At 63.7% G+C, this 13,064-nt stretch carries 12 protein-coding genes and 1 pseudogene; 9 read left to right on the forward strand and 4 right to left on the reverse strand.

Translation table 11 applies throughout. The features are described from left to right. Positions 1 to 97: 97 nt before the first annotated feature. On the reverse strand, positions 98 to 1,207 hold the full coding sequence (gene tal, locus GWP04_05770; protein ID NIA25060.1) for a transaldolase: 1,110 nt from the start codon (positions 1,205 to 1,207) through the stop codon (positions 98 to 100). Positions 1,208 to 1,361: 154 nt separating this feature from the next. Between tal and GWP04_05775 the strand changes: the two genes are divergently transcribed. From GWP04_05775 to GWP04_05800, 6 genes are all read left to right on the forward strand, one after another. Continuing rightward, positions 1,362 to 2,510 carry a hypothetical protein gene (locus GWP04_05775; protein NIA25061.1) on the forward strand — a complete coding sequence of 383 codons (1,149 nt, stop codon included), beginning with the start codon at positions 1,362 to 1,364 and terminating at the stop codon, positions 2,508 to 2,510. 70 nt (positions 2,511 to 2,580) lie between these two features. After that, entirely contained in the window at positions 2,581 to 3,660 is a 1,080-nt protein-coding gene (locus GWP04_05780; GenBank protein ID NIA25062.1) for an NAD-dependent epimerase/dehydratase family protein, read from the forward strand. 63 nt (positions 3,661 to 3,723) lie between these two features. Next, positions 3,724 to 4,116 (forward strand): methylmalonyl-CoA mutase, encoded by a 393-nt coding sequence (locus GWP04_05785; protein ID NIA25063.1) that lies wholly within the window; start codon positions 3,724 to 3,726, stop codon positions 4,114 to 4,116. Positions 4,117 to 4,129: 13 nt separating this feature from the next. Continuing rightward, positions 4,130 to 5,281: an ADP-forming succinate--CoA ligase subunit beta gene (gene sucC, locus GWP04_05790; protein NIA25064.1), complete on the forward strand. Its 1,152-nt coding sequence runs from the start codon at positions 4,130 to 4,132 to the stop codon at positions 5,279 to 5,281. Beyond that, a complete protein-coding gene (sucD, locus tag GWP04_05795) occupies positions 5,281 to 6,159 on the forward strand; it encodes a succinate--CoA ligase subunit alpha (GenBank protein NIA25065.1) in 879 nt (292 codons plus the stop codon). Before sucC ends, sucD begins: the two co-directional genes overlap by 1 nt. Before the next feature lie 73 nt (positions 6,160 to 6,232). Beyond that, positions 6,233 to 6,721 carry a GNAT family N-acetyltransferase gene (locus GWP04_05800; GenBank protein ID NIA25066.1) on the forward strand — a complete coding sequence of 163 codons (489 nt, stop codon included), beginning with the start codon at positions 6,233 to 6,235 and terminating at the stop codon, positions 6,719 to 6,721. Here the strand turns inward: GWP04_05800 and GWP04_05805 are convergent. Then, complete coding sequence (locus GWP04_05805) at positions 6,686 to 7,951, reverse strand: MFS transporter (GenBank protein ID NIA25067.1); 1,266 nt, start codon at positions 7,949 to 7,951, stop codon at positions 6,686 to 6,688. The genes GWP04_05800 and GWP04_05805 overlap by 36 nt on opposite strands. Before the next feature lie 171 nt (positions 7,952 to 8,122). Here GWP04_05805 and GWP04_05810 point away from each other — a divergent pair, with 171 nt between their 5' ends. Continuing rightward, positions 8,123 to 8,677: a LemA family protein gene (locus GWP04_05810; GenBank protein NIA25068.1), complete on the forward strand. Its 555-nt coding sequence runs from the start codon at positions 8,123 to 8,125 to the stop codon at positions 8,675 to 8,677. A gap of 1,756 nt (positions 8,678 to 10,433) precedes the next feature. Here the strand turns inward: GWP04_05810 and GWP04_05815 are convergent. Both GWP04_05815 and GWP04_05820 read right to left on the reverse strand, forming a co-directional pair. Continuing rightward, positions 10,434 to 10,517: pseudogene (locus GWP04_05815) on the reverse strand (J domain-containing protein). 87 nt (positions 10,518 to 10,604) lie between these two features. After that, entirely contained in the window at positions 10,605 to 11,771 is a 1,167-nt protein-coding gene (locus GWP04_05820; GenBank protein ID NIA25069.1) for an MFS transporter, read from the reverse strand. 87 nt (positions 11,772 to 11,858) lie between these two features. On the opposite strand from GWP04_05820, the gene GWP04_05825 reads away from it, so the two are divergent. Together GWP04_05825 and folD are read left to right on the forward strand one after the other, a co-directional pair. Continuing rightward, positions 11,859 to 12,158, forward strand: coding sequence for a hypothetical protein (locus tag GWP04_05825; GenBank protein ID NIA25070.1), 300 nt, complete (start codon positions 11,859 to 11,861; stop codon positions 12,156 to 12,158). A 59-nt stretch (positions 12,159 to 12,217) separates the two neighbouring features. After that, the gene (gene folD / locus GWP04_05830) at positions 12,218 to 13,063 is read left to right on the forward strand and encodes a bifunctional methylenetetrahydrofolate dehydrogenase/methenyltetrahydrofolate cyclohydrolase FolD (GenBank protein ID NIA25071.1); all 846 of its coding nucleotides are present in this window, start codon (positions 12,218 to 12,220) and stop codon (positions 13,061 to 13,063) included. Position 13,064 lies beyond the last annotated feature (1 nt).

The following is a 13,064-nucleotide window of genomic DNA, read 5'->3' on the forward strand; positions in this document are numbered from 1 at the left end:
GTCGGTATGCGACGCCTGCATTGACAGGAAAACACCCTCCCCTTTTCTCGTCAATGGGAGCGTCGGTATGCGACGCCTGCATTGACAGGAAAACGGGTTAGCCGGCCAGCGCCAACCGTTTCTCGTCGATCGAGGCGAGGAGCTGGTGATAGGCGTCGGCGAACTTGCGCACGCCCTCGTCCTCGAGAACCTGTACCACGTCGTCGTAGTCGATGCCGACCGACGCGAGCTGGTCGAGGGTCGCAACGGCGGCGGCGATATCGGCGCTCGTGAACACCTTGGGGTCGGAGCTGCCATGGTCCTGGTACGCGTCGATCGTGGAGATGGGCACGGTGTTGACCGTATCTGGCGCAACGAGATCTTCCACGTACATGACATCGCGGTAGGCAGGGTTCTTGGTCGAGGTACTTGCCCAGAGGGGACGCTGGATGCGGGCACCCTTGTCCGTGAGCGCCTCCCAGCGATCTCCCGAGAACATCTCGAGGAACGCGCCATACGCGGCTCGGGCGTTGGCGATCGCAGCCTTGCCACGCAGCGCCAGGGCGTCATCGGTTCCTATGCCCTCGAGGCGCGTGTCGACCTCGGTATCGACACGGGACACGAAGAACGACGCCACCGATGCGACACGTGACACGTCGCCACCGACGGCGGCGAGGCCTTCGAGGCCGCTCAGGTATGCCTCCATGACCTCCCGGTACCGTTCGAGGGCGAAGATCAGGGTCACGTTCACCGAGGTTCCTTCGGTGATGAGTTGACGGACGGCAGGGATACCTTCGGCGGTCGCGGGTACCTTGATCAGTAGGTTCGGTCTGTCGACCCGCTTCACCCACTCGCGCGCCTCGGCGACCGTTGCAGCGGTGTCGTGGGCCAGGTCCGGTGACACTTCGACCGACACGTATCCGTCGACACCGTCCGTGCGGTCGAACACGGGACGCATCACGTCGCAGGCGGCCTGGATGTCGCCGGTGACGAGGGCGGTGTAGATCTCGTCGGTCGATGCGCCGCGAGCGGCCATGTCGCCAAGTGGTCTGTCGTAGTCGGCCGACCCCATGATCGCCGCGGCGAAGATCGATGGATTGGAGGTGACGCCGGTGATGGCGTCGTCCTTCATCATTCGCGGCAAGCCGGCGGGTTTGAGGAGCTCTTGGGATATGGAGTCGAGCCAGATGCTCTGGCCCTGGGCGGCGACGGCGTGCAGGTTTGACATATGTCTCTCCGGGTCGTTCTCGTGCTGCAACGGTAGCGGGCCATCGCTTGTTCCATGCGTGTGTGCCTCGTATCGGTTGAGGTGTTTGACGCGTGGATGTGACAATGTGACAATAGATTGTGTAGTGCCAGGTACTGCCAAGTAGGTCGACGCGGTGCGGAAGAAGACACTTCTTGTGGTGGTCGGCCTGATCGTCGGTGGCGTCGCGGCTGCGGTGATTGCCCGAGGTCAGGTCGCCCAGCCCCAGGTCGACAAGATGGCACGACTCGACGTGGTCATCGGATCGTCGGCGATCGTGGAAGCCCACGTCGAGTCCGTGAACGCCCCGAAGCGTGTGCCAGAAACCGACTTCACCGTCTATGTCGACCAGGTGTTGGTGGAGCGGGTGCTGTTTGTCGCGAAGAGCCCCTCCACGTTCTCCGGCGGACCGTTCCCGGTGCCGAGTCCTCCGACCGGCAGGGTTCTCATGACGGAGCTTGCAGGTGATGCTCCGGGAGTGCCGGGGGGATCTCGCATCCCGTCACACTTCGAAGGGCTGGACCCTGCCGAGTCGGTGATCCTCCTGCTCGGGTATCGACCCGTCGTCGGCGAGCTACCGGAGACCCGCCTGCCCGAGGCGGCTCGAGGTACGCCCTGGCATATCGGGAACGCGGCGGTGGTCCGCGACGGAAAGCTGGAGTTTCTGGGCCCGAACGGGGGCTGGATGACCGAGCAGTTCTCGTGGGTGGTGCAACCGGGCGAGGATCCGGTGGACGTGCTGGTGACGTGGGTCGCCGAGAAAGACGCCGAGCGGCTCGGGGCGCCTCCCGGACCGATCTCGCAGCGGTTCGCTGCGGCGCGGCGGGAGCACGATGCAGCCCGGGCAGACCTGTGGCGTCAAACGCCGGTTGAACATCGTCTCCTCGATCCAGAGGAGACCCCGTCGGAGGAGTTCGCCAAACTGGTGGAGACGAATGTGGTGGTGGAAGTGGATCCTGCTGCTCGGCGGGACGACATGTTCCTCGTAGTGCGGACACCCTTCGGTCTCGCCCATGCAGCTCGGCTCAGCGGCGGCAATCATCCGGCGCCCGTCTTCACCCGACCGGGCGATCCCTGGGAGGTCATCATCGCCCGTGACGAGTGGGGCAACGACACTGTCCCCTCGGAGCAGTGGGAGGGCGCTGTTGGGGTGCTGCTGAGAGTCACTCCCGAGGCGGTTGCAGCGCTCGGCGATCCGAGCCTGGCGCCCGTCGACGGGATAGCCGAACGGTTCGACGACATGCACGACTGGATCGCCGCCGTCTATCCCATCCTCGAGGACTGACCGACGGCCGGCCCTGCTTCGGTTCTCTACTCCAAACGGCAGATCTAGACTTTCGTGGGAGGCCAAACTGTTGGACAACCTCACCGTCGTCACCGGAGCATCCGGACATCTGGGCGCCAACCTCGTCCGGCACCTCGTCGCCGACGAGCGCCCGGTTCGGGTGGTGCTGCTTCCGGACGATCCCGCTCCGGCTCTTGCCGGACTCGACATCGAACGTGTCGCAGGCAACGTACTCGACGAGCAGTCGCTGCGTGTGGCGTTCCGAGGCGCTGCCACGGTCTTTCACTTGGCAGGGATCATCTCCATCGAGGGCGGCTACGGCGGAAAGGTCGTCGCCGTGAACGTCGGAGGGGTCCACAACGCCGCAGAAGCCGCTCTGGCCGAAGGGGTGAATCGATTCGTGCACTGCTCGTCGATTCACGCGTTCGCCCCGCTGCCGTTGCGCCGAGCCGTCGACGAGCGCCGCGCCCGTCCCTTGAACGGCGGGCGTGCCGCCTACGACCAATCGAAAGCAGCCGGTGAGATGGCGTTGCGCAAGGCGGTCGAACGGGGTCTCGACGCCGTGACCATCAACCCGACCGGCGTGATCGGACCGTATGACTTCCAGCCGTCGCGTATGGGCCGGGTCCTGCTGATGATGCGTGCGGGGCGGTTGCCGGTGCTTCCCGACGGTGGGTTCAACTGGGTCGACGTGCGCGACGTCGCCGAAGCCCTGCTGCTCGGCGAGACAAAAGGCCGCTCCGGTGAGTCCTACATCGCTGCCGGCCACTGGCAGTCGATGCGCGACCTCGCGGAGCTGGTCGCTGCAGTGACCGGGGCGCGTGTTCCTCCGGTCATCCCGATGGGTCTCGTCAGGTTCGGCGCTCCCCTCGTCGGATTCGTCTACCGTCGCCTGGGGAGGGAACCACTGTTCACCTCCGAGTCGGTCCGGGCCCTACGCACCTACCGTCACATCGACCACGCCAAAGCGACGAGGACGCTCGGGTACATGCCTCGTCCGACTCGCGACACGATCGAAGACGTCTTCCGCTGGTTCGCGGAGGCGGGTGTGATCGAACGCGTGAGGGCACCGAGGCTCAGTGCCCGAGCGTCCCTGCGAGCGTGGTGGGGGAGTGTCGGTCGCAAGGGAGTCCGTCGACAGTCGATGTGACCTGCGACTTCCGCCGGTCACGATGCGGGGCTCCCGGCGTCATGCAGTAACCTGCGGTTCGCAATGCCACGCAGGATCCTGATCGCAAAGCCCGGTCTCGACGGGCACGACCGAGGGGCCAAGGTAATCGCCAGGGCGCTTCGGGATGCCGGTAATGAAGTGATCTACTCGGGTCTGCACCAGACCCCCGAACAGATCGTCGATACCGCCATCCAAGAAGACGTCGACGCGATCGGCTTGTCGGTACTCAGCGGTGCCCACATGACGCTGTTCCCACGCGTCGTACAACTCCTTGCTGAGCAGGGCACCAACGACATCGTCGTGTTCGGTGGCGGCATCATCCCCGATGATGACATCGCCAAGCTGAGAGACGCCGGTCTGTCCGGCATCTTCACGCCGGGCACACCGCTGTCGGAGATCACCGACTGGGTAGCGAGCAACATACAAGAACACTGACGAGGAGAGATTCGTGGACCTTCTGGAATACCAGGGGAAGTCCTTGTTCGCCCGAATCGGGGTACCCGTCCCCGATGGTCGGGCAGCCACCACCGCCGAGGAGGCACGGGATGCCGCCCGTGATCTCGGCGGAACCGTAGTGGTCAAGGCACAGGTACAGGTAGGCGGACGGGGCAAGGCCGGCGGCATCAAGCTCGCCGAGACCCCCGACGAGGCGTACGAACGGGCCGATGAGATCCTCGGCATGGACATCAAAGGTCACACCGTCCATCGCGTATGGATTGAGCAAGCTTCCAAGATCAAGGCGGAGTACTACGCATCGTTCACGCTGGACCGCTCGGCCAAGAAGCACCTCGGGATGATCAGCGCCAAAGGTGGCATGGACATCGAACGCGTCGCAGTCACCGAACCGGAAGCGGTTGTGAAGGTGCACATCGACCCGGTCATCGGCCTGCCGAACTGGCTTGCCACCGAGATGGTCTATCGCGCCAAACTCGACCCGGAAGCCGCCCGCGGCTCCATCGCCCTGTTGAAGAAGCTCTACCAGGCGTTCGTCGAGTTCGACTGTGACCTCGTCGAGGTCAACCCGATGATCCTCACAGAGGATGGCCAGGTGATGGCGCTGGACGCCAAGGTGACGCTCGACGAGAACGGCTTCTTTCGGCACAAGGGCTTTCCGGAGTTCGCCAAGGAGCACGTCATCCCGCCGGTCGAACGAATGGCGAAGGACCGCGGGTTGAACTTCATCAAGCTCGACGGGGACGTGGGCATCATCGGCAACGGAGCCGGTCTCGTGATGTCGACCCTCGACGTCGTGTCGCTCGTCGGTGGCAAGGCAGCGAACTTCCTCGACGTCGGCGGCGGCGCCGGTGCCGACACGATCACGAACGCCCTCGAAGTCCTCATGGAGGACGCGTCGGTCAAGACCGTGTTGATCAACATCTTCGGCGGTATCACCCGCTGTGACCTTGTCGCACAGGGTGTCCTCGAGGCGTTCGAGAGTCTCGATCTCCCGTGGCCGATCGTTGTCCGTCTCGATGGGACGAACGCGGGAGAAGGGCGAGAAACCCTTGCCAAGGTGCAGTCAGACAAGCTCATTCCCGCGGCGACGATGCGGGAGGCAGCCGAGAAAGCCGTGCAACTGGCAGGCGGGGAGGTGGCCTGATGGCGATCATCATCGATGAAAACACCAAGGTGGTCGTGCAGGGTCTGACCGGCAAAGAGGGTCAGTTCCACGCGCTGCGCAACCGTGACTATGGGACGAACGTGGTCGCCGGAACCCGTCCTGGCAAGGGTGGCGAGGAAGTATCCGGCATCCCGATCTTCGATACGGTCGCCCAGGCCGTTGAAGCCACAGGCGCGAACACGTCGCTGATCTTCGTTCCGCCGCCGTTCGCTGCAGACGCCGTCCTTGAAGCTGCCGCTTCGGGTGTGGATGTGATCGTGTGCATCACCGAGGGCATCCCCGCCCAGGACGAGGCGAAGGTCTTCAACTACCTGAAGCAGACGACGCCGGACACGGTGTTGATCGGCCCGAACTGTCCCGGGCTCATCTCACCCGGGAAGTCCAACGTCGGCATCATGCCCGATTCGATCACAGCACCTGGGAACATTGGCGTCGTGTCGCGCTCCGGTACGCTCACGTACCAGGCTGTGCATGAACTTACGACCCATGGACTCGGCCAGACGACCTGTATCGGCATCGGGGGAGACCCGGTGCCCGGTACGACCTTCATCGATGTTCTGGCCCGGTTCCAGGATGATCCGGATACCGAAGGGATCGTCATGATCGGCGAGATCGGCGGAGATGCCGAGGAGCAGGCAGCCGAGTTCATTAGAGAGTACGTCACCAAACCGGTGGTTGCCTATATCGCCGGAGTCACCGCACCGAAGGGCAAGAAGATGGGCCACGCCGGTGCGATCATCTCCGGGTCCAAGGGCACCGCGGCCGCCAAGATGGAGGCGCTGGAGGCCGTTGGCGTCACCGTCCTCGACGATCCGACGATGATCGGTGTGGCCATGAAGGGGCTGCTCGGATCCTGATGTACCCGTTCTTGTGACGGTTGGATCGGATAACTCCTGTCCAGCGTCACAAGAACGCGTTAGCTTCCTTTTCATGTACATCCGCTCGATGCTGCCCGAGGACTTGGAGCACGTCGTCGCTATCTATGCGGAAGGTCTCGTTACCGGGCAAGCGACCTTTGAGACATCGGTCCCCTCGCCCGAAGCGTGGGAAGCGACGCATCTCCCTTCATGCAAGCTGGTCGCCGTGGACGAAGACACGGTGATCGGCTGGGCCGCACTCAGCGCGGTTTCGAATCGATGTGTCTACGGCGGCGTTGCCGAGGCGAGTACCTACGTCGCTGCGGACCGCCGCGGCCAGGGTGTGGGAGGTGCGCTCCTCGACGCGCTGATCACAGCATCGGAAGACGAAGGCTATTGGACCCTGCAAGCCAGCACGTTCCCCGAGAACGAGTCCAGCCTGCTGCTACTGCAGTCGCGAAGGTTCCGCATCGTCGGCAACCGGATCAGGATCGGGCAACACGAAGGCCACTGGCGCGACACCGTCCTACTCGAGCGGCGCAGTACCCGGGTGGGCGTCTGACGGGCGGCCTGCCTTCTCGATCGGGCGCAGCACGAGCCACGTGTACGCGATACCGGCGCCGTAGAGGATCAACATCGCCACGAACAGCACGTTGAAGCCCACGTCGAACCCGAGCTTGCTTCTGATCCAGCCCGACAACAACGGTCCGACGGTCCACCCGGCCGTCCAGACCATCGCCTCGGCCGCCGCAAGCGACGGACGCCATGCTTCCCTGACCTGTCCCATCGTGAACTCGGCGTAGATCGGGTTGGCTGCGTTCATCAACGCCGATCGGACGAACAGCGCGATGGCAACCGCAGCGAAGCTGCCGGAGAAACCCAGCATCGTGATGAACGGCAGTGACAGTGTCTGGACGATCACGATGCTCACGGTTTTGCCAAACCGCTCTGCGATGATCGGCTGGAGCATCACGGCGATTGCCATACCCAGCTGGGACCATGCGAAGACGGCGCCGAGGGTTGCATAGGAAACTCCGAATTTGCCCTCGACGAAGATGTTGAGGAACGGGATGATCAGCCCTGCTCCGAGACCGATGAAGATGTTTGGCACGAGCAGGATCAGGATGATCCTCCTGGCGGGACGAGGGATGTGCCACAGCTTTCCCTCCATCGGTTCCGCCGGTCTGACTTCGGTGAGCTTCCAAAGGGGGAGCGCGGTGATCAGGTAGAGCACCGCGGCGACCATGACCGTCCATTGAATCGCCTGGAGGCTCTTCGGATCGAAGCCGCCGATCTTGGCGAAGAACGAGGGGAGCCAGCCTCCCGCGAGACTGCCGAAGAATCCGGCGACGAGATTCGCCGCGAACTGTGCCGAGAACAGGTAGGTGCGGTTCGCCTGCGGCTCGAGTGCGGTCATCAGCGGACTCGGCACGACCCAGAAGGCCATGCCGCCGAGTCCGATGAGAAACACCGATGCCATAGCGGGAACGATGCTGTGTGAAAGAGCCAGCCCCAGGAGACCCAAGCCGGCGGCGAATGCCCCCATCCGCATCATGCGGACGTACCCGGTGCGTTCCGAGAGGCGAGCCAAGGGGAGGGCGAGTATGAGGGCGACGAGGTTGGGCACGGCGTTAGCGATGCCGACGAGGGACTGGGAGAACCCGAGGCCTTCAAACAGGAAGTTCAGCAGTAGCCAGGTGATGCTGAACGAGAAACCCCACAGCGTCGCGGCAGCGAGGAACCAGCGCGAGTCGCGCGTAAACGATCGGAGCCGGGTGATCGCGGTGAGCACCGGCGCATGGTATACGCCCCTTTTCTAGTCAATGTCGGCGTCGAATAGCGACGCTTCCATTGACGAGAATGTGGCCTCATCGTTTCCTGTCAATACCGGCGTCGAATAGCGACGCTTCCATTGACGAGAATCTTGGAGGGGGTTCTCGTAGACTCGTAGAACGTTGCCAAAGTGAGGGAAACCGTGACTGTGTTCATCATCATCGTTGCCGTGCTGGTCGTGTGGTTTTTCGGCATGTACAACCGCCTGGTCAAGCTTCGCAACCGCACCGACAACGCGTGGTCACAGATCGATGTGCAACTCAAACGTAGGTACGACTTGATTCCTAATCTCGTAGAGACGGTCAAGGGGTATGCATCTCACGAGAAGTCCACGTTTGAGCAGGTTGTGGCCGCTCGTAACCGAGCGATGGCAGCGGGAGATGTGAAGGAGAAGGCCCAGGCCGAGAACATGCTGACTGCCGCCCTCCGGCAACTGTTCGCACTCGCCGAGGCGTATCCGGAGCTCAAGGCGAGTATGAACTTCTCCGAACTGCAGGAACAGCTCACCGACACGGAGGACAAGATCGCGATTGCTCGCCAGATCTACAACGACGCGGTGCTGAGTCTCAACAACCGGGTCCAGACCGTTCCGTCCAACATCGTGGCCGGCATTGCGGGGTTCAAGACACGCGAGTACTTCGACGCGCCCGACGAGGCCGATCAGGCGCCTCAGGTGAGTTTCTGACCGTGCGCCGAATCGGTGCCGTCACACTCCTGGCGGCTCTGGCAGTTGCCGTCCTTGCCGGCCCTGCCGCGGCCAGAGGATTCGACACGACCCGCGCCGTCGTCGAAGTCCAGGTGCAGGCCGACGGATCCCTCCTCGTAACCGAACACCTCACTTTCGATTTCGACGGGTCATTCACCGGCGCCTATCGGGACATTCCGCTGCGTCCTGGCGAGGAGATCGTTGACGTATCGGTGTCGGAGGGTGGCAGGGCCTATCAACCGGGCGCGTCTGCAGAGCTCGGTTCCTCCGGCGCTCCCGACACGTTCGGCGTCGTGCAGCTGGGCAACCTCGAACGCATCGTCTGGCACTATGCCGCTGCCAACGAGCCGCGTACCTTCACGGTGTCGTACCGCTTTCTGGGTCTGGCCCATGCCTATGACGACGTCGTCGACGTCAACCTGCAGGTGTGGGGCGACCAGTGGAAAGGCGGGCTCGACTCACTCACCGCAACGATGACCTTGCCCGGTACTCCGTCCGATGTTCGCGTGTGGGGACATCCCGCGACCATCAAGGGTTCGACTTCTCTCGGTGCCGACGGCGTCTCGCCCACACTCGAGGCGAGCGGAATCCCGGACCAGCAGTTCGTCGAGATGCGCGTCGTGTTCCCCCGATCCGTCCTCACCTCGACGTCTGGCGCCACCGAGATTGCAGGGGACGGCCTGCCTCAGATCCTCGCCGAGGAGGAGGCAGAAACGGCTCGCGCTTCTCGCGATCAAGCCACAGGACGTCGTCTGGCCATCGTGCTCCTGATCATCACGTTCCTACCCGCGCTGAGTGCCGTCGCCTGGCTCTACCTACGCTACGGGCGAGAGCCGCGGGTCGACTATGACCGCGAGTACGAGCAGGAGCCGCCGTCGGACGATCCGCCGGTGGTCGTTGGTGGTCTGCTTTCCCAGGGGACGGTCGGGGTCCCGGAGTTCACCGCGACCCTGTTCGATCTGATCCGCAAAGGTGTTCTGACCGCCGGGCCCGTCAGTGTGGAGCGCAAGACGTGGGGGGGTCTGCGAACCGAGCAGATCTCCGATCTGGAGATCGGACTCGGTGATACGCACATGGCGTTGACCGCTGCCGAGCGTCCCGTCGTGACCGTGATGAAGAGAGTTTTTGCCTCAGGCCCCCAGCCGTTGACCGAGTTCAGAGAGCTGATCAGAGAGGACGCGGCAGCAAACGCCGAGACATACAAGGTATTCCAGAAGGAAGCCGAGAAGGCGCTGACCCGCCGAAAGTTGCTGGACCGCTCCGGCACCAAACCAATGTGGATCGTCGGTGGGGTCATGTTCGCGTTGATCTTCATCGGGATGTTTGCGATGGCGCCGCTGGCGGGGACCAGGTGGGGGACGCTCATCGTTCCCGGTTTGCTGCTGGCATTCTTCGTCAACGCGACCATCCTTGGTGTGTTCGCCATCACCAGGAAGGGCTGGGTGAAGCGTACCCGTACGGGCGCTCAACTGGCGGCTCGGTGGGAGGCCTTCCGGCGGTATCTGAAGGACTTCAGCCGTCTCGAGGAGGCGCCGGCCATCTCACTGGCTCTGTGGGATCGCTACCTCGTCTACGCGGTGGCGCTCGGAGTCGCCGAGGACGTTCTGAAGGCGGCCCGTTTGCGGGCGCCCCAAGAGCTAGAGCAGCAGAGCAGCCTGTATTGGTACGGAACCCAGGGGTACTCCGGTGGACACAGCACCAACGCACTCGCCGGTCTTGGGAGCGCACTGCACGGCGCCTTCGCTGCTCCGTCGTCGGGTGGAGGGGGAGGCTTCAGCGGTGGTGGTGGCGGTGGCGGAGGCGGCGGAGGCGGCGGCGCCTGGTGACACGCGTTTTCCTGTCAATGCAAGCGTCGGATAGCGACGCTTGCATTGACAGGAACCTCATTTCTGTCGGCCGCACGATTTCATTTCGGCATTGACGAGGAAGGCTGGGCACGCATCCGCCTCCGGTCCCAGCGGGCGAACACGACCGTACCCAGCAGCGTCCAGGCCGCCACGGCGAAGAACATCGTCGGGTAGTTGCCGTAGTGGATCGCCGCACCGAGTACAGGCGCGCCGATGAGGGCTCCCAGGTCGAAGAGACCGGTGAAGATAGCGATGGCAGAGCCGCGATCGGCGGTCCGTGACCGGGTCACGACCAGTGCGAGCATGATGGGGAACGCATACGCATGCCCTGCCCCACACAGGAGACCGGCAGCGACCACCGCGCCGCCGCCGCCGGCGAGTGCGAGCACGATGAAGCCGATCGTTGCAGAGGCCAGCGCCGGGTACAGCACCTTCATCTGACCCACCCGGTCGGGGAGGGAGCCGCCGAAGAGTCGCAGGGCGATCGCGATGCTCGAATAGGCGGCGAAGAATGCGCCAACCGACCCGATCCCGGTCTCGACCACGAACGTCTTCAGGAATGTGAAATAGGCGGTGAGCGCTACCGCAAAAACGAATGTCAACCACCACAGCGGCCGCAGGCTGGGAGCTGTCACCGATGCCCAGAAGCGCATGGGGGCCGACGTCCCTTTGGGGGCATCGTGAAGTGGGAGGGACAGGAGAAGGGCAAGTCCGGCGAATCCGAGTGCGGTGAGAAACAGGTGGGTGAAGGTTCCGGCCTCGAGGATGACGTCGCCGAGCAGGCCACCGAGGGCGATTGGCAAGAGCCCGGAGACCCCGAAGAGGGCGAGTCCCTCCGTCCTCCTCGCAGATGGAACCTGGTCCGCACCGTAGGTGAACAGCGATGTGAACAACAGAGCTGTAGCGATGCCGTGGAGGATCTGTACCACGTAGATCCACGGGCCGAGGCCGGTCACCGTCAGATACAGGGCGAGCGTGGCGATGTTGCCCAGGTTCCCGGCGATGATCACGGGGCGACGTCCGTAGATGTCCATGGCCTGGCCCACCCACGGGCGAACGATCACCGACGCCAGGGCGGTGAGCCCCACCAGCAGACCGATCTCGACCTCGCTCGCCCCGAGCCCGAGCAGGAATCCGGGGAAGTGGATGAACAGTGCCCATGCCATTGCCTGGGCGAGGTTCGCAAGCCACGCAAGGGAGAAACGTCTCGTCAGCAGTCTGGGCATCCGAGGAGCCTATACACGTGCGGACCGCCGTCAGTCGGGATTTGGTCGCTGACGCCGCGGTTAGGCTCACAGGGAGAAGGAGAGGCAATGGCCAAGGAATACCAGCTCCGCATGTACGACGTGGCCGAGGGGAAGATGGAGGAGTTTCTGGCGATCTTCCCAGCGGTCGTCGAAGCCCGTCGCAGTGTCGGATTCGATGTTGTGGGGGCGTGGACCATTCCCGAGGAGAACAAGTTCGTGTGGATCGTCTCGACGGAAGCGCCCGGTGGGATCGACGCTCTCTCCGATGCGTACTACGCATCTCCGCTCCGAGCAGCCATCGATCCTGAGCCGGCTTCCCTACTGGATGAGATCGAGACAAGGCTCATGCAGGCCGTTCCATTCTGAGCAATCGAGAGCAGCCCGTGCAGCTGCGCGGGCCTACGGATAGGAGGGGGGTTTCCCCATTGAGTGCCCGCATACTCGACGGAAAAGAAGTGGCAGCGGCGGTTCGCGAAGAAGTCGCCGCGATGGTTGCGGCGATACCGAAAGAAGTGGGACTGGCCACGGTCCTGGTCGGCGATGACCCGGCCTCCCATGTGTACGTGCGCAGCAAACGCCGGACCGCAGGCAAGGTCGGCATCACCTCGATCCACAATGAGGTCCCGGCCGATGTCACCCAGGAGGACCTCGAAGCGCTCGTGCTCCGGCTCAACGCGGACCCCGCTGTCGACGGAATCATCGTGCAACTTCCGCTGCCCGACCATCTCGATGAACAGAGGATCACCTCGCTGATCGACCCTGGAAAGGACGTCGACGGGCTTCATCCCTACAACCTTGGTCTCCTCGCCTTGGAACGGCCCAAGTTGGTGCCGTGCACCCCTCAGGGCGTGATGCGCATCCTCGACTACTACGGCATCGAGACGTCGGGTGCTCGGGCGGTGATTGTGGGACGGTCCTTCCTCGTGGGACGTCCGCTCGGTCTCCTACTGGGGCTCAAGGGCACCGACGCGACTGTCACGATGGCGCACTCTCGGACTCGCGACCTGAGCGCGGTCACCCGGGAGGCAGACATCCTCGTGGCTGCCGTCGGCAGGGCGAAGATGATCGGAGCGGGCGACGTGAAACCGGGAGCCACGGTCATCGATGTCGGAATCAACCGCACCGAGGAAGGACTCGTCGGCGACGTCGATTTCGACGCGGTCGTCGAAGTGGCCGGATCGATCACTCCGGTCCCCGGAGGGGTGGGCCCGATGACCGTTGCCATGCTCATGCGCAACACCGCGATTGCAGCCCGATCACACGTGGGATAAT

This window comes from Gammaproteobacteria bacterium (genome assembly GCA_011682695.1).
Taxonomy (GTDB): Bacteria; Actinomycetota; Acidimicrobiia; order Spongiisociales; family UBA4744; genus BMS3Bbin01.

What these genes read in the sequence shown, in the direction of transcription:
- tal (NIA25060.1), bottom strand. Translation starts at nt 1,207, where the DNA reads ATGTCAAACCTGCACGCCGTCGCCGCCCAGGGCCAGAGCATCTGGCTC.
- GWP04_05785 (NIA25063.1), top strand. Translation starts at nt 3,724, where the DNA reads ATGCCACGCAGGATCCTGATCGCAAAGCCCGGTCTCGACGGGCACGAC.
- sucD (NIA25065.1), top strand. Translation starts at nt 5,281, where the DNA reads ATGGCGATCATCATCGATGAAAACACCAAGGTGGTCGTGCAGGGTCTG.
- GWP04_05800 (NIA25066.1), top strand. Translation starts at nt 6,233, where the DNA reads ATGTACATCCGCTCGATGCTGCCCGAGGACTTGGAGCACGTCGTCGCT.
- GWP04_05820 (NIA25069.1), bottom strand. Translation starts at nt 11,771, where the DNA reads ATGCCCAGACTGCTGACGAGACGTTTCTCCCTTGCGTGGCTTGCGAAC.
- GWP04_05825 (NIA25070.1), top strand. Translation starts at nt 11,859, where the DNA reads ATGGCCAAGGAATACCAGCTCCGCATGTACGACGTGGCCGAGGGGAAG.